This window comes from Serratia sp. Tan611, assembly GCF_905188235.1.
In the GTDB taxonomy this organism is placed as follows: domain Bacteria; phylum Pseudomonadota; class Gammaproteobacteria; order Enterobacterales; family Enterobacteriaceae; genus Serratia_B; species Serratia_B rhizosphaerae.
The window spans coordinates 2,561,879-2,586,075 of sequence record NZ_LR994655.1; the positions used below are offsets into that span (position 1 = coordinate 2,561,879).

The 24,197-nt window shown below is 60.3% G+C and carries 23 protein-coding genes and 1 pseudogene; 9 read left to right on the forward strand and 15 right to left on the reverse strand.

Translation table 11 applies throughout. From position 1 onward, the window contains the following. Window positions 1-166: 166 nt before the first annotated feature. Together TAN611_RS12060 and TAN611_RS12065 are read right to left on the reverse strand one after the other, a co-directional pair. A complete protein-coding gene (locus tag TAN611_RS12060; RefSeq protein WP_105231215.1) occupies window positions 167-1,201 on the reverse strand; it encodes a LacI family DNA-binding transcriptional regulator in 1,035 nt (344 codons plus the stop codon). 238 nt (window positions 1,202-1,439) lie between these two features. Next, on the reverse strand, window positions 1,440-2,273 hold the full coding sequence (locus tag TAN611_RS12065) for an alpha/beta fold hydrolase (RefSeq protein ID WP_203066498.1): 834 nt from the start codon (window positions 2,271-2,273) through the stop codon (window positions 1,440-1,442). A 284-nt stretch (window positions 2,274-2,557) separates the two neighbouring features. Between TAN611_RS12065 and TAN611_RS12070 the strand changes: the two genes are divergently transcribed. From TAN611_RS12070 to TAN611_RS12080, 3 genes are all read left to right on the forward strand, one after another. Further along, entirely contained in the window at window positions 2,558-3,535 is a 978-nt protein-coding gene (locus tag TAN611_RS12070; protein WP_203066499.1) for a GlxA family transcriptional regulator, read from the forward strand. Between the two features lie 79 nt (window positions 3,536-3,614). Beyond that, a complete protein-coding gene (gap, locus tag TAN611_RS12075; protein ID WP_203066500.1) occupies window positions 3,615-4,625 on the forward strand; it encodes a type I glyceraldehyde-3-phosphate dehydrogenase in 1,011 nt (336 codons plus the stop codon). An 83-nt stretch (window positions 4,626-4,708) separates the two neighbouring features. Then, a complete protein-coding gene (locus TAN611_RS12080; protein ID WP_105231219.1) occupies window positions 4,709-5,326 on the forward strand; it encodes a GrpB family protein in 618 nt (205 codons plus the stop codon). Here the strand turns inward: TAN611_RS12080 and TAN611_RS12085 are convergent. Continuing rightward, window positions 5,323-5,688, reverse strand: a complete 366-nt coding sequence (locus tag TAN611_RS12085) for a MerR family transcriptional regulator (RefSeq protein ID WP_105231220.1) — start codon at window positions 5,686-5,688, stop codon at window positions 5,323-5,325. The two genes, TAN611_RS12080 and TAN611_RS12085, sit on opposite strands and share 4 nt — an antisense overlap. Window positions 5,689-5,773: 85 nt before the next feature. On the opposite strand from TAN611_RS12085, the gene TAN611_RS12090 reads away from it, so the two are divergent. From TAN611_RS12090 to TAN611_RS12100, 3 genes are all read left to right on the forward strand, one after another. Then, window positions 5,774-6,667 (forward strand): alpha/beta fold hydrolase, encoded by an 894-nt coding sequence (locus TAN611_RS12090; RefSeq protein ID WP_203066501.1) that lies wholly within the window; start codon window positions 5,774-5,776, stop codon window positions 6,665-6,667. A gap of 553 nt (window positions 6,668-7,220) precedes the next feature. Next, window positions 7,221-7,535: a hypothetical protein gene (locus TAN611_RS12095; RefSeq protein ID WP_203066502.1), complete on the forward strand. Its 315-nt coding sequence runs from the start codon at window positions 7,221-7,223 to the stop codon at window positions 7,533-7,535. A gap of 194 nt (window positions 7,536-7,729) precedes the next feature. Then, a complete protein-coding gene (locus TAN611_RS12100; RefSeq protein WP_105231222.1) occupies window positions 7,730-8,530 on the forward strand; it encodes a MetQ/NlpA family ABC transporter substrate-binding protein in 801 nt (266 codons plus the stop codon). A 94-nt stretch (window positions 8,531-8,624) separates the two neighbouring features. Here TAN611_RS12100 and TAN611_RS12105 read toward each other — a convergent pair whose 3' ends face one another. Further along, entirely contained in the window at window positions 8,625-9,035 is a 411-nt protein-coding gene (locus tag TAN611_RS12105) for a DUF2000 domain-containing protein (RefSeq protein WP_111737046.1), read from the reverse strand. A gap of 56 nt (window positions 9,036-9,091) precedes the next feature. Beyond that, window positions 9,092-9,946, reverse strand: coding sequence for an AraC family transcriptional regulator (locus TAN611_RS12110; RefSeq protein ID WP_203066503.1), 855 nt, complete (start codon window positions 9,944-9,946; stop codon window positions 9,092-9,094). A 142-nt stretch (window positions 9,947-10,088) separates the two neighbouring features. Here TAN611_RS12110 and TAN611_RS12115 point away from each other — a divergent pair, with 142 nt between their 5' ends. Beyond that, the gene (locus TAN611_RS12115; protein ID WP_158684811.1) at window positions 10,089-10,694 is read left to right on the forward strand and encodes a hypothetical protein; all 606 of its coding nucleotides are present in this window, start codon (window positions 10,089-10,091) and stop codon (window positions 10,692-10,694) included. Window positions 10,695-10,724: 30 nt separating this feature from the next. On the opposite strand, the gene TAN611_RS12120 is transcribed toward TAN611_RS12115, so the two are convergent. Further along, the gene (locus TAN611_RS12120; RefSeq protein WP_105231226.1) at window positions 10,725-11,462 is read right to left on the reverse strand and encodes an SDR family oxidoreductase; all 738 of its coding nucleotides are present in this window, start codon (window positions 11,460-11,462) and stop codon (window positions 10,725-10,727) included. Window positions 11,463-11,547: 85 nt separating this feature from the next. Then, the gene (locus TAN611_RS12125) at window positions 11,548-11,988 is read right to left on the reverse strand and encodes an ester cyclase (RefSeq protein ID WP_203066504.1); all 441 of its coding nucleotides are present in this window, start codon (window positions 11,986-11,988) and stop codon (window positions 11,548-11,550) included. 108 nt (window positions 11,989-12,096) lie between these two features. On the opposite strand from TAN611_RS12125, the gene TAN611_RS12130 reads away from it, so the two are divergent. Next, window positions 12,097-13,011 (forward strand): LysR family transcriptional regulator, encoded by a 915-nt coding sequence (locus TAN611_RS12130; protein ID WP_105231228.1) that lies wholly within the window; start codon window positions 12,097-12,099, stop codon window positions 13,009-13,011. Between the two features lie 21 nt (window positions 13,012-13,032). On the opposite strand, the gene TAN611_RS12135 is transcribed toward TAN611_RS12130, so the two are convergent. The 8 genes and pseudogenes from TAN611_RS12135 to TAN611_RS12170 form a co-directional block, all read right to left on the reverse strand. Continuing rightward, window positions 13,033-13,806, reverse strand: coding sequence for an amino acid ABC transporter ATP-binding protein (locus TAN611_RS12135; protein ID WP_187044729.1), 774 nt, complete (start codon window positions 13,804-13,806; stop codon window positions 13,033-13,035). Further along, the gene (locus tag TAN611_RS12140; protein ID WP_160031009.1) at window positions 13,790-14,701 is read right to left on the reverse strand and encodes an amino acid ABC transporter permease; all 912 of its coding nucleotides are present in this window, start codon (window positions 14,699-14,701) and stop codon (window positions 13,790-13,792) included. Before TAN611_RS12140 ends, TAN611_RS12135 begins: the two co-directional genes overlap by 17 nt. A gap of 9 nt (window positions 14,702-14,710) precedes the next feature. Then, entirely contained in the window at window positions 14,711-15,220 is a 510-nt protein-coding gene (locus tag TAN611_RS12145; RefSeq protein WP_160031008.1) for a GNAT family N-acetyltransferase, read from the reverse strand. A 10-nt stretch (window positions 15,221-15,230) separates the two neighbouring features. Beyond that, window positions 15,231-17,504, reverse strand: a pseudogene (locus TAN611_RS12150) (NtaA/DmoA family FMN-dependent monooxygenase). A 52-nt stretch (window positions 17,505-17,556) separates the two neighbouring features. Beyond that, the gene (locus TAN611_RS12155; RefSeq protein ID WP_160031005.1) at window positions 17,557-18,540 is read right to left on the reverse strand and encodes an LLM class flavin-dependent oxidoreductase; all 984 of its coding nucleotides are present in this window, start codon (window positions 18,538-18,540) and stop codon (window positions 17,557-17,559) included. A 173-nt stretch (window positions 18,541-18,713) separates the two neighbouring features. Beyond that, complete coding sequence (locus tag TAN611_RS12160; protein WP_160031004.1) at window positions 18,714-19,490, reverse strand: TIM barrel protein; 777 nt, start codon at window positions 19,488-19,490, stop codon at window positions 18,714-18,716. 12 nt (window positions 19,491-19,502) lie between these two features. Further along, window positions 19,503-20,510, reverse strand: a complete 1,008-nt coding sequence (locus tag TAN611_RS12165; RefSeq protein WP_105231230.1) for a Gfo/Idh/MocA family oxidoreductase — start codon at window positions 20,508-20,510, stop codon at window positions 19,503-19,505. 32 nt (window positions 20,511-20,542) lie between these two features. Further along, window positions 20,543-21,991: a sugar porter family MFS transporter gene (locus tag TAN611_RS12170; protein WP_203066505.1), complete on the reverse strand. Its 1,449-nt coding sequence runs from the start codon at window positions 21,989-21,991 to the stop codon at window positions 20,543-20,545. 206 nt (window positions 21,992-22,197) lie between these two features. Here TAN611_RS12170 and TAN611_RS12175 point away from each other — a divergent pair, with 206 nt between their 5' ends. Then, on the forward strand, window positions 22,198-24,177 hold the full coding sequence (locus TAN611_RS12175) for a sigma 54-interacting transcriptional regulator (protein ID WP_203066506.1): 1,980 nt from the start codon (window positions 22,198-22,200) through the stop codon (window positions 24,175-24,177). Window positions 24,178-24,197: the final 20 nt, after the last annotated feature.

Below are 24,197 nucleotides of genomic sequence, written 5' to 3' on the forward strand. Positions count from 1 at the left end.
TGAATGAAAATTTCATTGTAAGCAACGATGAAATTTTCATTTTTTGACGAGGGTCATATTTATTTTGATAGTCTATATGATGGTTTTTTATCAAAAATAGCGACAAACCGACGCGGCTCCACGCATGAGGCATGGAGCGATGACAAGGTGAAGGTTTTTTACGGAATCAGAGGTTTTCTTTGGTGATGATATCAAACGGCTGGAGAGCGCTGATAAAGCCGCCCGGTGTCTGCAGCGCGGCATTGACGAAGGTGCGGATCACCGCCGCCGCCAACGCATCCAGCCGCTGCGACAGCATCACATCCACGCTGCCGTCGATCAGCGCCAGTTCGCCGCCCTGAACCGGGCCATGGCAGACCAGCATCACCTCCTGCTGCCTGCCGTATTGGCGCAGCGCGTCGATGATGCCTTCCACGCCGCCGCACGGCGCATAGAGAGCCGTCAGCGCGGGGTACTGCTGCAGCAGGCGTTCCGTGACGGCAAACGCCTGCTGCTGTTGCTCATGGCCCAGCACCGGCTCCAGTACCCTTCGCCCTTTACCCTGCTCCCGCAGATAGGAGCGAAAGCTGATCTCACAGGTCTCCTGACACATAAACCGGTTATCACCAATGATAATCCCGATGTCGCCGTCGGGCCGGCTCATACGGTCAATGGCCCAGGCGGCGGTACGCCCCATTTTTTGGTTGTCCATGCCGATATAGCCCGTCCGCCCTGGTGCGGACAGATCCGAAAACAGCGTGAAAACCTGTACCCCTCTGGCGACCGCCTGCTCCACGGCATGGCGAATCAGCGGGTTATCCAGCGCGACCAGGCCGATGACATCCACCTGTTCGCTGAGCTGCTCAATGGCCGCCACGGTATGTTCAATGGCGTTAATATCGTGATGGATAAATATCGGCGCCTGTTGTGAGTGATGGTAAGGTGCCGCATGCTGCTGCAGCGCCTCGCTCAGCAGGTGATAAAAAGAGTGCGATTCGCGCAGCAGAATAAAACCCATTTTCAGGCTGACCGCTGACTTGCCGGCCACCAGTCGGTAATGGGATTGCTCCAGATTAAAGCCCAGCCGCCGGGCGGTCTCCAGCACCTTACGTTCCGTACCCGGCCTCACCGGCGCCCGGTTGTTCAACACCCGGTCAACCGTGGCGATCCCCACCTGCGCTTGCCTGGCGATCTCCGCCAGCGTCACTTTTTTTGCCGCCATCGCTCTTCCAACATGAGATAAAATGATAAAAAATTATCAGAAGACGTTACGCGAAAAACAGCCATGGCGCCATGACTTTACCCGGGGATTGCGAGATCGGCCACGGAGGACGAGCGGTTTATTGCCTCGTTGAGGTAGGAACTGGCGGCAGGGAGATTTCAGTAAGTAAAAGGCATTGCTTCGCGATTCTGCAGGGTAATATAAAAAGCCGGGGTTTCCCCCGGCTCAGGCAAGCGGATTAACCGTTCTGGACAAATGCCAGCAGATCGGCGTTGATCGTCTCTGCCTCGGTGGTCGGCATGCCATGCGGGAAACCGTGATAGGTTTTCAGCGTGCCGTTGGGCAACAGCTTGGCCGACAGCGGACCGGAATTGTCATAAGGCACAATCTGATCGTCGTCGCCGTGCATCACCAACACCGGAATGGTGATGCTACGCAGATCGTCGCTGAAGTCGGTCTGTGAAAAGGCGACAATGCCGTCATAGTGCGCCTTGGCGCTGCCCATCATACCCTGACGCCACCAGTTTCTGATGATGCCTTCGGAAGGCTGCGCGCCGGGACGGTTGTAGCCGTAGAACGGCCCCGCCGGCACGTCATGATAAAATTGCGCCCGGTTGGCGGCCAGCTGCGCCTGCATATCATCGAACACCGATTTGGGCAGGCCGCCGGGGTTGGCGTCGGTTTTCACCATCAGCGGCGGCACCGCGCTGATCAGCACCGCCTTGGCGACGCGGCTGTCACCGTGGCGGGCAATATAGTGCGCCACCTCGCCGCCGCCGGTTGAGTGGCCGACGTGCACCGCTTTTTGAATACCGAGGTGATCAACCACCGCCGCCACGTCATCGGCATAGTGGTCCATATCGTGTCCGTCCCAAACCTGGCTGGAACGCCCATGCCCACGGCGATCGTGGGCAACGACGCGGTAGCCGTGCGCCAGGAAAAACAGCATCTGCGCATCCCAGTCATCTGAACTCAACGGCCAGCCGTGGTGGAAAAAGATAACCTGTGCATCCTTCGGGCCCCAGTCTTTGTAGAAAATATCGACGCCGTCTTTCGTTGTGACAAATCCCATTGCATTTCTCCCTCAGGTTTATGGTGTGAACTCACTTCGCCGACTGCACGGTTATGCCGGCAGCGGCTCTGTTTAAGGATAGTGGTGGTACGGGCATTCATCACGACGCTATTTTCTATCGTTTTGATTGATCAATGCGCCATTTTAATCAATACCGTGTGACGGGCAGAAGCTCTGCCCAGCATCACAAGCGGGGATGACCCTGCCGGTTACATCAGGACTGGCACGCCCCCCGCGCAGGCCTTAAACTTGTCTCTATTCATATCAATAAGACTTTATCCGCCATGCATGATTTTCTGATTATCGTCCCCGACGGGGGCATGCTGTTTGAGGCGGCGGGCGTCGCCGATATTCTGACGCAGGCCAACCGCCTGCTGCCGCAGGATGCCCCCGGCGCCCCCTATCGGGTAATGGTGGCCACCACCCAGTCGCACCGGGTGGTGCACGGCGTCTCAGGCCTGAATCTGCTGGCCGATCGGCGGCTGTGCGATCTTGACCCTACGCATCCTTACGACACCGTGATGGTCGCCAATAAGGGCCAGTCCGACGCCGAGAACCTGAGCGTGGTGCACTGGCTGCAGCAGGCGGTGCACCACGCCCGCCGGATCGCCTCAATCTGCGGCGGTGCGCTGCTGCTGGCGCAGGCCGGCTTGCTGAACGGCCGTCACGCCACGACCCACTGGCGGCTGCTGGAACGTCTGCAGGCGGAGTTTCCGCAGGTAACGGTCGACAGAGGGCCGATCTATGTGCAGGACGGCAATATCTGGACCTCGGCCGGCGTCAGTTCCGGCTTCGACCTGACCCTGGCGCTGGTTGAAGAAGATCACGGTTTCAGCCTGGCGCGGGATGTGGCGCAGGATTTGGTGATGTTCCTGCGGCGTCCCGGCGGACAGGCGCAGTTCAGCCGTTACCTGCTGCATCAGGCCGGTGACGGCCCTATCTGTCAGCTGCAGACCTGGCTGGCGGAGAACCTCACGCAATCGCTCTCCGTCACCCAGCTTGCGGAACGCGTCGCCATGAGCCCGCGCAATTTCACCCGGGTGTTTACCCGCACCACCGGCGTCACGCCGGCCAGATACGTGGAAGAAGTACGCCTGAACGCCGCCAGACAGCGGCTGGAGCAAACGACGCAGGGCATTGAGCAGATCGCCGTGGACACCGGTTTCGGCAGCGGCCTCAATCTGCGCCGGGTGTTCGAGAGAAACCTGCAGCTGACGCCGACGGAGTACCGGCAGCGCTTTTGCGCACGACACCTGTCCTGAATTGATTGTTTATTGTCATTTACGCCAAAACTGCGCCGCACTACATTGATGACAGACACCAATAACGAAGGAGTTCATCATGGTCAACGTAGGCATCAACGGCTTCGGCAGGATTGGACGTAACGTGTTGCGCGCCGCGCTTGGACGGACAGATTTTCAGGTCGTGGCGGTTAACGATCTCACCGACAGCCGCACCCTGGCCCATCTGCTGAAATATGATTCACTGGCCGGCACATTCGCGGCGGAGGTCGAGGCCGGTGAAGGTCAGCTGAAGGTTGATGGCCGGACGATCCGCGTGTTTTCAGAACGGGATCCGGCGGCGATCCCCTGGCGCAGCGCCGGGGTGGACGTGGTTATCGAAGCCACCGGCTTATTCACCGAGAAAGCCAAAGCGATGGCGCATATCACCCACGGCGGCGCCAAACGCGTGATTATTTCCGCCCCGGGCAAGGATGACGACATCACCATCGTGATGGGCGTCAATGACGCGCAGTACGATCCGGCGCGGCATCAGGTGGTCAGCAACGGCAGTTGCACCACCAATGGTCTGGCGCCTGCCGCCCAGGTGCTGCATCAGGCATTCGGCATTGAACATGGCCTGATGAACACCACCCACGCCTATACCAACAGCCAGGCGCTGCACGACCAGCCGGAAAAAGATCTGCGCGGCGCACGGGCCGCCGCCGTTTCCATCGTGCCGTACTCCAGCGGCGCCGCCAAGGCGATCGGCAAAGTGATCCCCGAACTGGACGGCCGGATGACCGGCTATTCGCTGCGTGTTCCAGTACCGGTAGTGTCCATCGTCGATTTAACGGTCAACCTGCAGCGCGAGGCGACGGCTGAAGAAATTAATGACGCGTTCCGCAGCGCCGCCGCATCCGGCCCGCTGCAGGGCATTCTGGGCTACAGCGATGAGCCGCTGGTATCGAGCGACTACCGCGGCGATCCGCGTTCTTCAATTATTGACGGGCTGTCGACGCTGGTGATTGGCGGCAAGATGGTGAAAATCCTCGCCTGGTATGATAACGAATGGGGCTTCTCCAACCGCCTGATCGATCTGGCGCTGCTGATGGAAAAACGCGGCTTATAAGTCCCTTTGCGCAAGGTTCAAGGCTATACTGACGACACCGCCGACGGCGGTGTTTTTTTGTCTCTTTCGATAACGGAGTCATTATGCCAGCGCCATTTCCCCTCACCCCCGCCGAACGCGTCGCCGTGATGACCTTCGCCGACGGCGATCCTGATGAAAACCCCTGGGTTGCCGGCAAACCACGGGTGGAGGAGATCGACGTCGTCGACTATGACCCGTCTTGGCCGCAGCGCTTCGCACAGGAAAAGGTGCGGCTTGAGCGCACGTTGGGGTCATACGCGCTGCATATTGAGCATGTGGGATCCACCGCGGTGCCGGCGCTGGCGGCCAAGCCGATTATCGATATCGATCTGCTGGTGGCCGACCCGGCGGATGAAGCGGGCTACATACCGCCGCTGACCGCATTAGGCTATACCCATACCGTGCGCGAGCCGTCATGGTATCAGCACCGGATGCTGCGGCTGGACGCGCCGCAGATCAATCTGCACGTTTTTGCCGCCGGCAGCCCCGAGCATTTGCGTCACCGGCTGTTCCGCGACTGGCTGATCGCGCATCCTGAAGATCGGCAGCTGTACGCCGCCAGTAAACGGCGCGCAAAGCAAGGCGTAAACACCATGACCGATTACAACCGCAACAAGCAGGAGACCGTGCGGCAGATTTACGCAAAAATTTTCGCCGCACTGGCTAACGGCGCGAATTAAGCGTTATTCCCCGGCAGCGCGCTGGCCAGCGTCGCCATCAGCCGTGCCCGCCGCTGCTCCAGTTCGTCAATCTGCCGTTCGATATCCGCCAGGCGTTGATACTGCACCGCCTGCGTTTCCGGACAAAACGCGGCGCCTTCTACCAACAGCATGCAGTCCGGAAACGCACGGATCTCCGCAATGCTGAACCCGATGCCAATCAGCCGCCGAATCTGGCGTACCTGAGTGACCGCCCGTTCGGAAAAATAACGGTAACCATTCTCGGCGCGCGTTGAAGTTACCAGCCCCTGCGCGTCGTAATGACGGATCGCCCGTACGCTGACGCCGGTTTTTTGCGCCAGCTCCCCGATTGATAACTGCATTGCTCCCCCTGAATCAGCGCTTGACCCTGACATTAATGTCAGGGTTTAGCATAGCCGGGAATCGTTATTGAGACAGGAGCTTTTTATGCCGTTATCCCTTCGTCACCTTATTCTGGCGCTGATGCTGGCGCTGGTTTCCGCCACCCTGCCCGCCGCAGAGAAACACTACATCGTCAGCGCGCCCGACGGCGTGCAGATCGCCGTGCAGGAATCGGGCAACCCCGCCGGCCCGCCGATTATCTTTATCCACGGCCTGCTGGGGAGCCATCTGAACTGGACGCAGCAGCAACAGGCCCCGCAGCTGCAGCGCTACCGGCTCATCACCTTTGATCTGCGCGGCCACGGTCTGTCCGGCAAGCCGCAGCAGGAAGCGGCGTACCGCGACGGCAAACGCTGGGCGGACGATCTGGCTGCCGTCATCAACAACGCGCAGGCCCGGCGACCGCTGCTGGTCGGCTGGTCGCTGGGCGGCGCGGTGATCACCAACTACCTGGCGGCCTACGGCGACAGCAACATCAGCGGCGCCGTCTATGTCGACGGCGTGGTGGAATTAACCCCTGACCTGATCCCCGCCCATCCGCAGGTTTATAGCGCGATGACCGCCGAGCGGCTCGGCACCCACCTGGACGGCGAGCGCGCCTTTCTGCGCCTGTGCTTTTATCAGCAGCCGGATCGGGTAACGTTCGAACGGCTGCTGGCCAATGCGGCGCTTGCCGCCTGGCCGATGCAGCGTGCGGTACCGACGATGACGATCCCGCTTGAGCAGGGGCTGAAAAACGTCCGTGCGCCGCTGCTGTTTATCTATGGCCGACATGATGCGCTGGTCAATCCGCAGGCATCACTGGCCAGAGCGCGAAGCGTCAACCCGCGCATTGAGAGCCAGATCTATGACGACTCCGGCCACGCGCCGTTTATTGAGGAGGCGCCGCGCTTCAACCGTCAACTGGCGGCGTTTGCCGCCCGGCATACCGCGCGCTAAACAATGAAAAGTACGACTGACAACACCGTCGCCGGCGGTGTTGTTGCCTGACAATTTCAACCAAATAGCAAACTCTCCGTGCTTTCTTACATTCAACTCGCGGAATTTGTCACAGACAGCGTGAGGATAAAACCTGATCAGGGTAAAAAATTACGGCATATATCACGCTTTTCTGATGAATTCATATCATCGCCGATTCTTTTCCTTTATAAAGGATAATAATTATCATTATCATTATCAAAAGGATGTGTGGCGCATTTACCCAAAAATGTCCTTTCAGTTCAGAATGATAGGAGCCCGGTAATTAGCAGATGTTTTTATAAAACATCATTTATATGGATTATGAATCATGAAAATAATCATCTCTTGGATAGTGTTTTTTTTAATTTTTTATTTTTCGATCTATTTCTTTGCCGTTCTGTTCGGAGAACACTTCAGAGCGGATAGCGCAATAATATTATCGTTTATATTTTCAGGAGTTATGTCTTTGTTATTTACAAAAATAAGAAAGCAAGGTGGACAATAAATAAAAGCGGAAAATAAGGAAATGGTTATGAAGACGCTGAATAATATCGAATTAATCGCAGTGGCCGGCGGTGGTGGTTTTAGCTATGCCGAGTTAGCCGGAACCGTCGCCGCCGGAGCCGTAACGGGAGGTCTTGCTGGTGCAGCCGTCGGAGGTATCGGCGCTATTCCCGGTGCCATCGCTGGAGCGGCGCTGGCAGGATCCGGTTATGCCGCCAACCAATTGGTGCAAGGCGTATTCAATAATGGCGCATCCTGGCCTGGCGGGCGTATTGAAAAAATGTCGTCAAACGGCCCCGGGATGACGTTCTGTCAGTTAAAAGGACTGCCTGAAGGCTGCTAAGCGCCGAAGAAAGAGGCACAGGGGTGACTGTCATTTCCTGTGCCCAACGCCTCCCCCGCAATATTTCACACCGTTATCCTCCGCCTGCCCCACGAGCCAGCAGTGACCAATGAGGTATTTTCAGCAAACAACTATACACCGGATAATGAATATCATAGTATCGGTTAACTAATTGATACCGGAGAGTATTGTTGATGAAAAAACTGCTGTTTTCGGCGTTAATCGCCACGTCCGCCGTGTTGTTATCCGCCTGTTCACCGGATAACGATCATAACGTTAAAGTGGCGATCAATACCGGCCCGGATGAAGCCATCTGGAAAGTCGTCCAGCAGGTGGCAAAAGACAAATATAATCTGGATGTCGACGTTATCTCCTTTAACGATTACGTGCTGCCTAACGAAGCGTTAAACAATAAAGATGTCGACGCCAACGCCTTCCAGACGCTGCCTTACCTGGAGGATCAGTCGAAGGAGCGCGGCTATAAGTTTGCCATCGTCGGCAAAACCTTTGTGTTCCCGATCGCCGCCTACTCGCACAAGATAAAAAATATCAGCGAGTTAAAAGACGGCGCCACCATCACCATCTCCAACGAGGTCACCACGCTGGGCCGCAGCCTGCTGCTGCTGCAGGCGCAGGGGCTGATTACGCTGAAAGACGGCGTGGGTTACCTGCCGAGCAAAATGGATATCACCGCCAACCCGAAAAACCTGAAGATTGTTGAGGTGGATACGCCGCAGCTGGCGCGCACGCTGGACGATCCGAACGTGGCGATCTCGATTATCAACACCAACTTCTCCGCCCAGGCCGGGCTGTCTGCGGTGCGCGACGGCTTGTTCATGGAAGAGAAAGACTCGCCGTACGTCAACGCGATTGTGGCGCGCGAAGATAATAAGGACAGCAAGAAGATTCAGGAACTGAAAGACGCCTTCCAGTCCCAGGCCGTCGCCGACAAGGCGATGGAAGTGTATAAAGGCGACGCGATTAAAGGCTGGTAATTAACATCCTCGGCCAGCTAAAAGACGGCGGCCATACCGCCGTCTTTGCCCTCTGCCCGGATCTTCACCGGGAAAAACCACGGCGTATTGAAAATCAGGCACCGTGCAGCGCCAACCCCTTGATCGCCTTATCCACCGCCTTCTTCGGCCCGAGCAGCGCCAGACCGACCAGATTCAGATTATCAGCATCCTCCGCCAAAAACGCCTGACGGTTGGCTTCATCGTGCCCGGTGGTAAACATGGCGTGCACGTAGGGGATCAGGGTGAGTTCACGCTCCAGCCCTTTTCGGTGGCTGGTCTGCAGCCCGGCAATATCCGCCTCAAAAATCAGCATCGGCTGGCCGGAAATCGCGCCGTAATGGCGGCCGTGCGCGTCCACGTAGCGCTCGCCCAGTATCTCCGGTGCGGCTGCGGCAATCCCCGTCGCCAGAAAAGCCACCACATTCAGCCGCTGCCAGGCGGCCAGATCGTCACGCACGATAAAGGCGATTTTGCTATCAAACATCACTGCCGGTACTCCGTTGGTTGCTAAAAAACGCATCATCGGAGATCGGCCGTCCGTCAGTATAGAACGTTTGTGCACTGGCGCTGATAGGCCTGCGGCGACAGCCGGTAGGCGCGCTGGAACCAGCGGCCCAGGTGGCTCTGGTCGGCAAACCCCACCTGCATCGCCACCTGCGCCGGCGGCTCGCCCCGCGCCAGCCGCATACGCGCGGCGCGCAGACGCAGCCGCACCAGATAGGCGTGGGGCGACAGGCCAAAAGCTTTTTTAAACTGGCGAGTCAGGCGAAAGCGATCGATGCCGCTCTGCCGGGCCAGTTCGTCCAGCCCGATATTGTCGGCCATATGTGCGTGCAGGTATTCCCTGAGGCGATGGATCAACACCTGCGACTCATCGCTCAGCGACGAGGGCCTCACCTGGATATGGCGGGCCAGCAGATCGATCAGCCGGTCCAGACTCTGGTCGCACGCCAGCCGGCCTTCGTTGTGGTGCACGGCGCAGAACGCCTGCTGGATCGCCGCACTCAACCGGGCATCGTCGGTCAGCGTGTGGCGGAACGCCCCTTCCAACGTCGACACATCGCCCAGCCCGCGCCGCCGCATCACGCCGGATACCCAGCTCTGCGGCAGATACAGCATGCCGTAGGTAAAGCCCTCATCCTGCGGCGCGTGGCCATCGTGCACCGCACCCGGTTCTATCAGGATCGCGCGCCCGGGGCGGCTGGTATGCAGCGAACGGTGACAGTTGAAGCGCTGTAATCCCTGCTGGGTAACGCCGACCAGCATCTCGTCATGATCGTGGGGATCGTAAGCGTGCCCGCGAAAATGAGCGTGAACGCTTTCGATACCGGTGTCGTCATCACGCCGCAGGGTAAGCCAGTCTTCGCTGCGCGGCGCATTATGCGTTGACGCCATGGGATTCTGTTCTCCGAAGCGGTATGGATGGATGTCAGAATTATCATACGTTCATCCCCGGGCGTTACAAAAAAATTGAAACTCATGCCGCTTTGCCGCCACTCAATGGCTATGTATTCAGTCAGGAGTCATCAAGGTGAAAATGCCACAGATCAAAAACGTCTTTAGCAGCAACCGGGTCAATCCGCCGCCGCAACAAGAAACCGCCCGTCCCGTCACCGTGGCGGATTTACTGCAACGCGGCGCCAACCAGAACGACAGAAGCGTGGAGCCAACCGGCTTTAACTCGATTCATGAGCTGCGGGATTTTGCCCGCAACAACCCGCTGCCTAACACGCTGTATCGCGCCCATTTTGGCGATCGCGACGAGATTGACGCCTACGGCCTGGAACGTTCCGACGCATCGGATAAAAAGAGCGGCGACGACTATCTGGCGGATATTATCAAGCACACCTCGCGCACCGGCGGCAGCAGCGGCGGCGTGCTGTCGCTGTCCGGCTCGCTGCAGACCGCGCGCCGTTTTGCCACCGGCCGCACCGTGGTGCAAATCGACGCCAGCGCCTTTTCCGGTCGCTTTAAAACCACCGCGCAGATCCTGCTGGACGATGCGGACCGCCTGATGGCGGCGAAGAAAGTCTCGCCGAGCACGGTCAGAAATGCGCTGGAGCATTTACAAAGTGATGGGGAGTCCGAGGCGTTCTACCTGGACGGCGATATCCCCCGCAGCGCGGTGACCCAGATCTACTAACGCCCCGCCCGGATCCTGTCGCGCAGGCGATCAGGCGAAACCGCCGTTGACCCTGATCACCTGCGCGTTAATCCAGCGCCCCTGTCCGCCGGCCAGAAACGCCACCACCTCGCTGATGTCCTGCGGCACGCCCAGTCTTTCCAGCGGCGCGGCCTGCGCCAGCGCGTCAATTTGCTGCTGACTCTTACCGTGCATAAACAGTTCGGTGGCGGTCGGCCCGGGCGCGACCGCATTGACGGTAATATCCCGCCCGCGCAGCTCATTCGCCATCACTCTGACCAGCCCTTCCACGGCAAGCTTCGAGGCGATATAAGGGCCATAGCCGGGCATCGATTTGGCAATCACGCTGGTAGACAGCGCGATAATGCTGCCGCCCGCCGACAACTGCTCGCCGGCCGCCGCCATCATCAGAAAAGCGCTGCGGGCGTTGACGTTCATCATGGCGTCAAAGTCCGCAAGACTGGCGCTGGCAATCGGCGCCATGCGCATAATGCCGGCATTGATAACCACCGTATCAAGCCGGCCAAAGGTGGCCTGCGCGGCGCTGAACAGACTGGCTACCACGTCCGGTTCGGCGACGTCTCCCGCCACCAGGACGGCTTTTCTGCCCAGCGCGGCGATCTCATCCGCCACCGCCTGCGCCGCTGCGCGATCCCTGCCAAAACCCAGCACGATATCAAAACCGTCCCGGGCCAGCGTGAGCGCGATATCGCGCCCTATGCCTTTACTGGCGCCGGTCACAATGGCGCTTTTGTTCTCCACCGACATACGTGTTCTCCTGTCCGGCACGGTCGCCGGGTTGGTTGGTCATTAACGGCGCAGCGCACGGCCGCGCCGCCGGCACGAGTAGTAATTATAGCGGCGGCACGTGGCCGAGCTGCTGATACAGCGCCAGCCAGTCTTCCATGTGCCAGGTGGCGGTTACACGCTCGCCGTTCAGGGTATGAAACTCGTGCAGCCTGACGCTGATGCTGCGCCCGCTCGGCGCCATGCCCATAAATTCGCCCAGATGGGTGCCGGTAATTTCGGCGCGAACGGCGGCTTTGCCCGGCTCCTGCAGCATCTCGTGAATGGTGATGCGGATATCGGGAAACGCGGCGATAAATCCGGCCAGCAGCGGCTTGAAGCCGTCAGGCCCCGGCCCCTGTCCCGGCGCCAGCGGAATATCCTGCCAGTCGCGGGTAACCGCCAGGTGCACCAGCTCCGGGTCTTTATCATTAAACGCGCGGTACAGCGTCTCGACGGCGGCGCGCTCGGTTTGTAAACGTTGGGTCAGATCGTCAGTATCGGTCATGCCTGGAAGCCTTTTGCTATCGGCGGTGCAGCTCACCGCCTTGCGCAGTATTCACCGCCGTGCCATCATCAATCCAACAAATTTCATGTATAGAGTAATATATAAAATATGAATTTTGAGGGGTTCGATCTTAATCTCCTTGCGGCGTTTGACGCGCTGATGGCGGAACGCAATGTCACCAAAGCGGCGGCGATGGCGGGCGTCAGCCAGCCGGCGATGAGCGCGGCGTTGGCGCGTCTGCGGCGCGCGTTCGACGATCCGCTGTTTATCCGCAGTGCGGAAGGCCTGCAACCGACCGCCAAGGCGCAGGCCATCGCCCCGCCGGTTGCCGAAGCGCTGGCGCGCATCCGCGGCATTATGCATCCCGCCGAGGCATTCGATCCGGCGGCGCAAACGCTCAGCTTTACCCTGGGGCTGACGGAGTATCCGCTGCATATCGCGCTGCCGGCGCTGAGTAAGAAATTTGCGGCGCTGGCGCCGAACGGCACGCTGCACATCCGCAGTTTTACCGACCGCGATGAAACGGTGGCGCTGCTGGACAGCGGTAAAATTGACGCGGCCCTGAGCGTAACGCCCACCAAGACGCAGCGCCGGATCGTATCCGTTCCGTTGCTGAGCGATGAGTTTGTCACGCTGACGGCAAAAGACGACGAGACGGCGCGCGACGAAATGACGCTGCAACGCTTTCTGGCGATGAAGCACATCCTGGCGTCGCCGGAAGGCAACCGCTACGGACTGATGGATGAGATGCTCAGAGAACGCGGGCTGACCCGCCAGGTGGCGCTGACGCTGCCCAGCATGTTCGCCATCCCGGCGCTGCTGCCCGGTTCGCACTATGTCAGCACGGTGCTGCGCCGGGTGGCGGCAACCTCGGCCTGCCGCGAGGCGCTTACCATCACCGAGCCGCCGCTGCCGATGCCGCAGATTCAGTTTCACCTGTTATGGCATCAACGCACGCAGGAGCATGCGGCGCACCGCTGGCTCAGAGAGATGATTGGCGCGGTGTGCCGGGAGATTGACTGACCGTCCCCCGGCGCCATGCCCTTACAGTACTTTCGACAAAAACTGACGCGTGCGCGGATGGCGCGGGTGGTTTAACAGTTCATCGCCGCTGCCCTGCTCGACAACTTTACCGTCCACCATAAATACCACCTGATCGGCCACCTCACGGGCAAAGCCAATCTCATGGGTCACCACCACCAGCGTGGTGCCCGATCGCGCCAGCTTTTTAATCACGTCCAGCACTTCACCCACCAGTTCCGGATCCAGCGCCGAGGTTGGCTCGTCAAACAATATGACCCGTGGACGCAGCGCCAGCGCGCGGGCAATGGCAATGCGCTGCTGCTGTCCGCCGGAAAGGTGCCGCGACCAGGCGTCGGCCTTATCGCGCAGTCCGACCACATCCAGCAGCGCATACGCCTGCTCCACGGCGGCCCTGCGGCTCAGCCGTTTGTGCGCCACCGGCGCTTCAATCAGATTTTCCAGCACGGTCAGGTGCGGGAACAGATTGAAATTCTGGAATACATAGCCGACGTTAATCCGCTGTTTGAGTATCGCTTTCTCCTTCAGTTCATACAGTCTGTCGCCCTGCCGCCGATAGCCAATATAGTCGCCGTCAATCTGGATAAATCCTTCATCCACCCGCTCCAGGTGGTTGATGGCGCGCAGCAGCGTCGATTTGCCGGAGCCGGACGGCCCGAGGATCACCGTGACGGATCCGGGCGGGATCTCCAGCGACACGTCATCCAGCGCCTTATGCCGGCCGAAGTATTTACTGACGCCGGTAATGGAAATATGACCTTCAGCTGACATGGGCAGGCTCCTGTGCGGTGACCGCGCGTGCGCGGCCTGCGGTGCGTGTGGTATTGACCGCCGAACGGCGCTCGCTGCGGGCCAGCGCGCGTTCAACGGCATACTGAATAAGCGACAGCACGGTAGTGATCACCAGATACCAGACCGCGCCGACCATCAGCAGCGGGATCACCTCCTGCGTACGGTTGTAGATCATCTGGATGGTGTAGAACAACTCCGGCATCGCCAGCACGTATACCATCGCCGTGCCCTTGGCGAGGCTGATAATCTCGTTGAAACCGGCCGGCAGGATGGTGCGCAGCGCCTGCGGCAGAATAATGCGTACGGTGCGCCGCCACGCCGGCAGCCCCAGCGCGGCGGCGGCTTCGTACTGGCCGTGATCGACGCCTAAAAAGCCGCCGCGGATAATCTCGGCGCTGTAGGCGCTTTGTACCAGCGTCAGGCCAACCACCGCGGTGGAAAACTGCCCCAGCACGTCAATAGTGGCAAAACTGCCCCAACGGATGCCGGTAAAGGGCACGCCGAGCGATAAGGTGTCGTACAGGTAGGAAAAGTTATACAGCACGATCAGCACCACGATTAGCGGCAGCGAGCGGAACAGCCAGATATAGCCGAACGCCAGCGTGCTGAGCAGCCAGGAAGAAGAGAGCCGCGCCAGCGCCAGAATACCGCCGAAAATCACGCTTAACAGCGTGCCAAGCAGGGTCAGCAGCAGGGTCTGCCCCAGTCCCTGCAGAATCACCGGGTCGAAGAACCAGCGGGCGAACACCCGCCATTCCCAGCGCGGGTTAAAGGCTACCGACTGCACCACCGCCGCCAGCAGCAGGAGCGCGACGGCGGCGCCGACGGCGCGCAGCGGATAACGCGCCGGCACCACTTTAATGGTTTCACCGTTTTTCATTATCATTCCTCATGCAGTTTGGCGTAATGCGGCGTGCAGCAGCGTTTTGGTAAAGCGCAGCCGGCCGTCAAACGGCGGCCGGGCGTACTCTTCCGGATCGCGGCCGGGGTCAAACTGCGGGGTATAGCCCTGGCTCAGGTAGAGTTTCACCGCCTCCGGCTGACGAAAGCCGGTGGTCAGATAGATGTGCCGGTAGCCCGCCAGACGCGCCCGGCGCTCCAGCTCCTGCACCACGCGGGCGGCCAGCCCCTGCTGACGCAGCGTCTTATCGGTCCAGATGCGTTTAATCTCGGCGGTTTGCGCGTCGTACGGCTTGTAGGCGCCGGTGGCGATAATCGCGCCGTCGCGCTCCAGGGCGATAAACAGCCCCTGCGGCGGCAGATACCATTCGGTCAACTCGACCTCCGCATGGCGGGAAAAGTAGTCGTCATAACGCGCGGCGTATTCGTCAAACAGCCCGGCGAGAATCGGCTGCAGTTCGGCGTCCTCCGGCGATACGTCGCGAAATTGCTCGCTCATCACGGCCTCCTTAATCACCCAGCCCGGCGGGATTGACTTCCGAGGCGGTAATACGCTCCACGCCTTCCCCCCAGCGATTGAGCACCCGGGCGTAGTCGCCGTTGTTGATCGCGCCGTTCAGCGCGGTCTGGACCGGCAGCGCCAGGCCGCTGCCCTTTTTCAACGTCACGGCGATATGCGCCGCTTTCGGCCAGCCGCCGTCCACGCTGCCCGCCAGGCGGGTTTTACCGCTCAGCGCCGCCTTCCACGCGCCGGTGACGTTGGGGCCAAACCAGGCGTCGGCGCGGCCGGACTGCAGCGCCAGCGTCTGCGCCGCATCGTCTTTGGTATAGATCGGCGTAAACGGCTTCAGCCCGGCCTGCAGGTTTTGCGCGTTCCACGCCAGCAGGATCGCTTCCTGATTGGTGCCGGAGCCGACAATAATGCGTCGCCCGGCGATATCCGCCGCCTTTTGCAGCGATGCAATCGGGCTGGAGGTTTTCACATAAAAACCCAGCGAATCCTTGCGGTAAGTGGCGAAATCAAACTTCGCCTTGCGCGCTTTGGTGACGGTGATATTGCTGATCGCCGCGTCATATTTGCCGGAGGTGACGCCGAGCGGCCAATCCTCCCACGAGGTGGGCACAATATTGAGTTCCAGCCCCAGGCTGTCGGCGACCAGCCGCGCGATATCCGCCTCGCTGCCGAGCAGCGTTTTATTGTCATCGGCGAACAGCGTCAGCGGCGGCGAATTCAGTCCGGCAATGGCGACGGTAAATTTTCCCGGCACGGCAAAGCGATAGCCCGGCGGCAGTTGCGCGACGGCGGCGGCGTTTTTCGCCGTGTGGATCGGCGTTTTGTTGGCATCAAGGCTCACGCCCGCGCCGTTGATGGTGACGTTCTCAGCCCGGACGGCCGGCGTAACGGCCAGCGCCAACGCCAACGCCAGAATAAACAAGGGTTTCTGCATAGCGTTTCTCTGTATTTTTTATCGTGAGGTGAACTGATTGCGCGGCTCCGCCAGCCCCAGGCTGGCGCGCAGCGTATTGCCGGGATATTCTCGGCGGAACAGGCCGCGTTCCTGCAGGATCGGCACTACCTGATCCACAAAGCGCGGGAAGGTATCCGGCGTGCCGCCCTGAATAATAAAGCCGTCGGCGCCGTATTCTTCAAACCAGTGCTGCAGCCCGTCGGCCACCTGCTCCGGCGTGCCGGCAAAACGTGGTCGCGGCGAGGCAGCCTCCAGCGCCACCTGACGCAGCGTCAGACCGCGTTCACGGGCACGATGTTTGATTGCGTCGGTGGTGCTGCGAAAGCTGTTCTGCCCCAGTTCGCCCAGTTCCGGGAAAGGCTCATCCAGCGGATACCGGCTGAAATCATGATGCTCAAAGTAGCGGCCCAGATAATTCAGCGCATCCGGCAGTGAAACCAGCGCCGCCGTGGTCTGGTACTGCTGCTCCACATCCTGCGCGTCGTGGCCGACAATCACGCTGACGCCCTGGAAGATATGCAGTTCCTCGGCGCGGCGGCCATGCTGTTCCAACTGCTGTTTCACGTCGCGGTAAAACGCCTGCGCGTCGGCCAACGTGTCATGGTGGGTAAAAATGGCGTCGGCATGGCGCGCCGCCAGTTTTTTACCGTCGTCGGAGGCGCCCGCCTGGAAAATAATCGGCCGGCCCTGCGGCGTGCGGCCGATATTTAACGGCCCCGCCACCTGAAAGAAATCACCGTGATGGTTCAGCGTATGCAGTTTTTGCGGATCAAAGAAGCGGCCGCTCTGTTTGTCACGCACAAAGGCGTCCGCCTCCCAGGAGTCCCACAGTCCTTTCACCACCTCAAGATACTCGTCGGCAATGCGATAGCGCAGCGCATGCTCCGGATGCTGACTACGGGAAAAGTTTTTCGCCGATCCCTCCAGCGGCGAGGTCACCACGTTCCAACCGGCGCGGCCGTGGCTGAGGTGATCCAGACTGGCGAACTGACGCGCGGCGGTAAACGGCTCGCTGTAGGAGGTGGAAAGCGTACCGACCAGCCCCAGGTGCCGGGTGACGCCGGCCAGCGCCGACAGCACGGTCAATGGCTCGAAACGGTTAAGAAAATGCGGGACCGATTTTTCATTGATATACAGCCCGTCAGCGACGAACAGAAAATCGAATTTTCCCTCTTCCGCCTTCAGCGCCGTGGCTTTGGCAAAATCAATATTGATGCTGGCGTCGGCGGCCACTGCCGGATGGCGCCAGGCGGACATATTGCCGGATGCGCCATGCAGCATCGTGCCCAGGCGCAGCTGTCGTAATACGGACATCGTTTTCCCCTTGGTTAAAGTGAGTGCAGCGCTTGTCGCTGACCGGTTAACGTCATGCCGCCACCTGTCGGGCCTGTGCCAGCAGCCGTAGCGAGCGCAGGCGCGCCGCGCCGTCGGCGATAGGCGTGTCAATAATGAACTCATCAATGCCCCAGCGCTGATGCAGCGCCTCAAGCTGCGCCAGCACCGTATCCGCCTGACCGGCCAGCAGCGACTGGGCGCGTCTGGCGATGCGCAACGGTTCACTGCCCGCCTGACGGGCAAAGGCATAGGCCTGCTCTTCACTGGCCACGCTGACGCGCTGGCCGTTCGCCAGCTCGACGCCCCATACCTCGACGTGACGCGCCAGCCGTTGCGCCTCGGCCTGTGTCGGCGCGACAATCGCCTGAACGGCAACCAGAGTTTCACGGGTGCTGTGCGCCCGCCAGGCGTCGAGCACCGTGCGCATCAATTCGGTATCGCCGTTCAGGTGCGCGGCGAAGACAAAGCGCCAGTCCAGCCGCGCCGCCAGTAATGCGCTTTCCACGCTGGCCCCCAGCAAAAAGCCCTGCGCAGGCTGCGGCGGCAGCGGCGTGGCGCGCACCGGTTCGTCGGCCCCGGGCGACAACCAGCGGTTCAGCTGCGTCAGTTGGTCGGCAAAACTGCCTTTATCCTGTGGGTTCAGCCCGTGCTGTAACGCCCGCGTGGAAAGCGGCAAACCGCCGGGCGCTTTACCCACGCCAAGGTCCACGCGGCCCGGGGCAAGGGACGCCAGCAGGTTGAAATTTTCCGCCACTTTATACGGGCTGTAATGCTGCAGCATCACGCCGCCGGACCCCACGCGGATGCGCTGTGTCTGACCGAGGATCCAGGCGATAAGCAGTTCCGGCGACGGACTCGCCAGTTGGGGGGAGTTATGATGTTCGGCCAGCCAGAAGCGGTGAAAACCGGCGGCCTCCGCCTGCTGCGCCAGGTGTAAAGTACGCGCCAGCGCCTCGGCGGCGGTTTCGTTTTCCGCGACGGGGCTTTTATCCAGAATGCTGATTCGCCAGGACATGTTGTTATCTCATGTGATTTAACATGTCGTTATTATTAAAGGGCGATTTACCTACTGAAAAACAATTAATTTACCTTTGGATTGCCGAAATCCGGCAATGTATTCCCTGCTAACCGTGAGGGGTTAAAGAGCGCCGGCGTGAAGGCCGCGCCGGCGCCGAATACCAACACCGGTTATGCAAATGCCGCGCGGAACGCCTGCAGCGCCGGCTCCGGATCGCCGGACGCCCATCCTTCCAGCGCCACCACGCCCTGATAGTTAATCTCCCGCAGCGTGCGGGCGATCGCCGGATAGTTGATCTCCCCGCTGCCGGGTTCACAACGGCCCGGCACGTCGGCCACCTGTATTTCACCAATATGCGCGGCGCTGCGGCGAATCAGCTCGCACAGGTTCCCTTCGCCAATCTGCGCGTGGTAGAGATCGAGATTCATCTTCACAAAGGGGCTGTCCACCGCGCTGACCAGCGCCAGCGTCTCCTCCGCCCTGGCGAACGGCGTGCCGGGATGATCGACCGCCGTATTCAGGTTCTCCAACGTAAACACGCGGCCCGCCCGCTCTCCCAGCACGGCCAACGACTGCAGCGTTTGATAGGCTTGCAGCCACATCGCGCCGCTGGCCGTCGCCACCGGCCTGACCGGCAGTCCGCGGTGATCCAGCCCGGTGCCGTGCAGGTTCAGCACCGGGCAATTCAGACGCTGCGCCACCTGCAGCGATTCCTGCGCGCTGTCCAGCAGTTGGCCAATGGCATCCTCGTCATGCAGATTGCCGCTGATATAGCCGGTCATCGAGGTAAAGCGTGCGCCGGTCTGCACCAGCGCCTCGATGTCTTTCTGCGTCCAGTCCCAGATTTCAACGCCGAATCCCAGCTGATGAATGCGCCGCACCCGCTCAATAAACGGCAAATCGAGAAACACCATTTCGGCGCAGACGGAAAGCGTAAAGTCTGACATGCGCGTTCTCCCTTACAGTACGATCGGTTTGGACTGTTGCACGGAAGCAATGCAGGCCAGCGCGATTTCCAGCGCGTTGCGCGCATCCTGCCCCGTCGCCTGCGGCGTATCCCCCGTCGCCACGCAGCGCACAAAATCGCCTAGCTCCGCGATATAGGCATCGCGCAGCAGATCCGTATCCCGGCGGGCGGTATCGATGGATATTCCCTGCGCGTTGTAGCGCACGCAGTTGTTGATATTGATATTGCCCGCCTGCAGCATGCCCTGGCTGCCGAACACCTCGCCGCGCACATCGTAGCCGTACACCGCCTGGAAGTTGGCCTCGGCGGTAGCGATGGCGCCGTTGTCGAAACGAATGTTGACCACCGCGGTATCCAGCAGGCCGCGCGCTTTAAAGTCCGGTCGCACCAGCGCATCGGCCATCGCGTACACTTCAACCGGTTTCGCACCGGGGTTGAGGTGCAGCAGAATGTCGAAGTCGTGGATCAGGGTTTCCAGGAAAATCGTCCAGTGCGGGATCGGCGTCGGATCGCCCAGCCCCGGATCGCGCGTAACGGAGCGCATCAGCTGCGGCACGCCGAGATGGCCCGCCTTAATCTCCTGATAGGCGGCGGCAAAACCGCTGGCAAAGCGGCGGTTAAAGCCGACCTGCAGCACCACGCCCGCCTGCTGCGCCGCCGCGATCGCCGCATCCGCCTCCTCCAGCGTCACCGCCATCGGCTTCTCGCAGAAGATGCTTTTCCCGGCCCGGGCCGCCGCCGTCACCAGTTCGGCGTGGGTACGGGCCGGCGAAGCAATGACCACCGCGTCGATATCGCCATCGTCAAACAGCGCCTGCGGATCGGTATAGGCGCGTGCCGCCCCCAACGTCGCCGCCAGCTTCTCCGCCGCCCCCGGCACCGGATCGGCCACCGCCGCCAGCGTCGCCCCCGGAATACGCTGCGCCAGCGTCTGGCCGTGGAAACTCCCCATCCGTCCTGCGCCAATCAAACCAACGCGCACCATCTTTGCAACTGCCATAACGTTCTCCTTTTTTATCGGTAAGGTACTGACTATTTAGTGTGGGAAACCGGCTGTGTAGCGGAGATCTCCGCCTGTTCACCGCCAAAGCGCCGGGATTTCGACAGCATCAGCGGTTCGATATGCTCCAGGGAGACGCCCTTGGTTTCAGGCAGGAATCGCCCGACAAACCAAAACGCGATCAGGCTGAACCCGCCGCACAACAGCAGCGGAAATGCACCGTGGAAATGCGCCATCAGCGCAGGACTGCGGTTCATCATCGGAAAGCTTTGCGTCACGATAAAATTGGCCGCCCACATGGAGCAAAATGCGAAGCCCATCGCCACGGCGCGCATGCGGTTGGGGAAAATTTCAGAGATCAGCAGCCAGGCGCCCAGACTCCAGGAGAGGCCGAACACCAGCACAAAGCCGACCAGCCCGACGATCGGCAGATAGCCTTTCATCTCCTGCATAAACGTCCAGGCGGTGAAGAACAGAAACAGCGCGCAGCCTAACGAGCCCCAGCGCAGCAACGGAAGACGGCCGAGGCGGTCAACGGCGAACAGCGCAATAACAACGCCCGCCAGCAGCGCGGCGCCGAGGAAAATACTCTGAAACAGCGAGTCCTGGGTGTTGCCGGTCACGTTCTGCAACAGCGACGGCGCGAAATAGAGCAAAATATTGATGCCGGAAACCTGCTGCAGCACGGCAATCGCGCAGCCGATCCAGAGAATGTAGCTGGCTTTTTTATCCTGCAGGATGCCCGGCTTTTTTCTTGCCTGCGCCTGCTCGGACGCCAGCGAACGCATAATCTCTCCGTGCAGCCGCTGGCCGTGTTCCGGATTCGACAGCGAACCCAGCACCTTCAACGATTTGTCCTGCTTGCCGCGCATGGCATACCAGCGCGGCGACTCCGGCATAAAGAACGCCAGCAGCAGGAACAGCGCGCAAGGCACCAGACCGGACGCCAGCATCCAGCGCCAGCCGGTGGCGACCAGCCATTCATGAGGCATCCCCTTGGCGATCAGGAAATTCACCACATAGACGGTCAGCTGGCCGCCGACCATCAGCATCTGCTGCATGCCCAGCATTCGCCCGCGCAGATCCTTGGGCGAGACCTCGGCGATATAGAGCGGCGTCACGGCGGAGGCCATGCCAACCGCCAGCCCGCCGATCATGCGGTAGATAACAAAGTCGGTCAGGTCGTGCGCCAGCGCCGAGCCGACGGCGGAGATAATAAACAGCACGGCGGTGACGATCAGGGTGCTTTTGCGCCCGCAGCGGTCAGACAGGTAGCCGACGCCCCAGGCGCCGATGACGCAGCCCAGAATCACATTGGACACCGCCCAGCCGCTCTCCGCCGGCGACAGCGACAGATGCTCGGTCAGCGGGTCGATCACCCCCGAAATCACCGAGGCGTCATAGCCCAGGATCACGCCGCTGAGTGAGGCGATCGCGCAGATAAACAGGATGTAAGATACGTTGTGTTTGCGTTGCGACATGGCGCTTTCTCTCCACGTTTTTATTGTTAGATTTATCGGTCTTATCGGTAAGAGCGATATTGCTTAGCAACCGCCATGCCAAAAATTAACGCACTGTTTTATAAGGAAAAATAAAAAACGATCGTGATCACATTATGTTCACAAACAAGACATGTTCACGCCACATGTCTCTATACTGAACACTTTATGATCTGCGGACACTACCCATGGATTACACACCGGAACGGTACTGGGATGAGGAGTGGGAGTTGATTGCCAGGCTTAATAATGAGCAGGCTTTCAGCCGTTATATCAAGGCATTGCACCAAGCCTGGCGGGTGTTCTGGCGCGGTGAGACGCCGTCCGGCGTGCGCGCCGCCGTGCACGCCTCCTGGGCGCGCAGCCGCAGCAACGGCATCGATCCCGATCATTTTCAATACCGGTTTTGCGAAGAGAAACGGCTGCAGACGATACTGGCGCACAACGCCCCGCTGATCGCCATCGCGCGCGGCGTGATGCGCAACCTGCTGGCTTATAATCCCAACGGACATATTAATCTCACCGACGCCAGCGGCATTACGCTCTACTTTTGCGGCCAGGATCTGACGCCGGTGGGCAGTATGCTCAGCGAGGACGTTTCCGGCACCAACTGCACCGGTCGCTGCCTGAGCGAAAACCGCCTGGTGTATCTGCTGAACGGCGAGAATTACAAGCGCGCCCTGCGTCAACGTGATAAACACTGCGCCGCCGCGCCGGTCAGGGACGAAAACGGCGTGACGATCGGCGTGCTGACGCTGACCGCCAACTCCGGCAACTTCCACTACCATACGCTGGGCACCGTGCAGGCGGCGGCAGAGGCGATTTCCCAGCAGCTGATGCTGCGTCAGCTGCTCGAGGAGCAGCAATCGGTGCTGGAATCCATCAACGAAGGGGTGATCGTCCTGGGGCAACGGGGCAATATCCGCCAGCTCAACAGCTACGCCCGCCAGGTGCTGGGCATCTCTCCGCGCGCGGACAATCAGGATATCGATAACGTTCTGCAGCCGGAAGCCTGCTCGCTGAAGACGCTGAACGCCTGTAAAGACCGCAGCATTACTTTCTGCCCGGACGGCGGCAGCCGCATCACCTGCCTGATTTCCGTCGTCTGTACGCCGGACGGCGGTAAAGTCATTTCACTGCGGGAAAACCGCCGCATCCGCGATATCACCCACAAGGTAATCGGCAGCAGCGCCAGCTACCACTTCGACATGATCCTCGGCCAGTCGGCCGCCATGCAGGCAGTACGCAACCGGGCGCGCACCGCCAGCCGCAGCGACAGCACCGTGCTGCTGGGCGGCGAAAGCGGCACGGGGAAAGAGCTGTTTGCCCAGTCAATCCACAACAGCAGCGCGCGGCGTAACGGCCCTTTTCTGGCGGTCAACTGCGGCGCAATCCCGCGCGATCTGGTGCAGAGCGAGCTGTTCGGCTATGAAGACGGCGCGTTCACCGGCTCACGCCGTGGCGGCGCGGCGGGCAAATTTGAACTGGCCGACGGCGGCACGCTGTTTCTGGATGAGATCGGCGATATGCCGCTGGATGCACAGGCCAGCCTGCTGCGCGTGCTGCAAGAGAACGAGGTGACGCGCATCGGCGGTAACCGCCCGCTGAAGGTCAACGTACGCATCATTGCCGCCAGCCACCGCGATCTGGAAAAAGAGGTCGCCGGCGGCGCTTTCCGCCGTGACCTTTGGTTCCGCCTGAATGTCATCGACCTGCAGATCCCGCCGCTGCGTCAGCGTAAAGAAGACATCAGCGAACTTGCGGACGGATTCTGCGAGCAGATCTGCCGGACGCTGGGGCGAGAGAAGGCGCGCTTTACCGCCGCCGCCCTGCGCCGGCTGGAGGCCTACGGCTGGCCGGGCAACGTGCGTGAACTGGAGAACATCGTCGAGCGCACCCTCAACCTGACGGACAGCCGGGTGATTGACGAGCAGGATCTGCCGGATGTTCTGCAAACCGCCGGCGCGGCGTGCGGCCACGCGATAAGCGGCAGCCACAGCCTGCAGGAAAGTGAAAGAAATCTGATTATCCTGTGTCTGACGGAAAAGGCCGGCAACCTGCGCCAGGTGGCGCTGGCGCTGAACCTGTCGCGCGGCGCGTTGTATAACAAGCTCAAGCGCTATGGTATTGATGCCGACGATTACCGGCGCGGCAAAGCGGCGCGTTAACCCCGTCGTTGCCGCGCCGG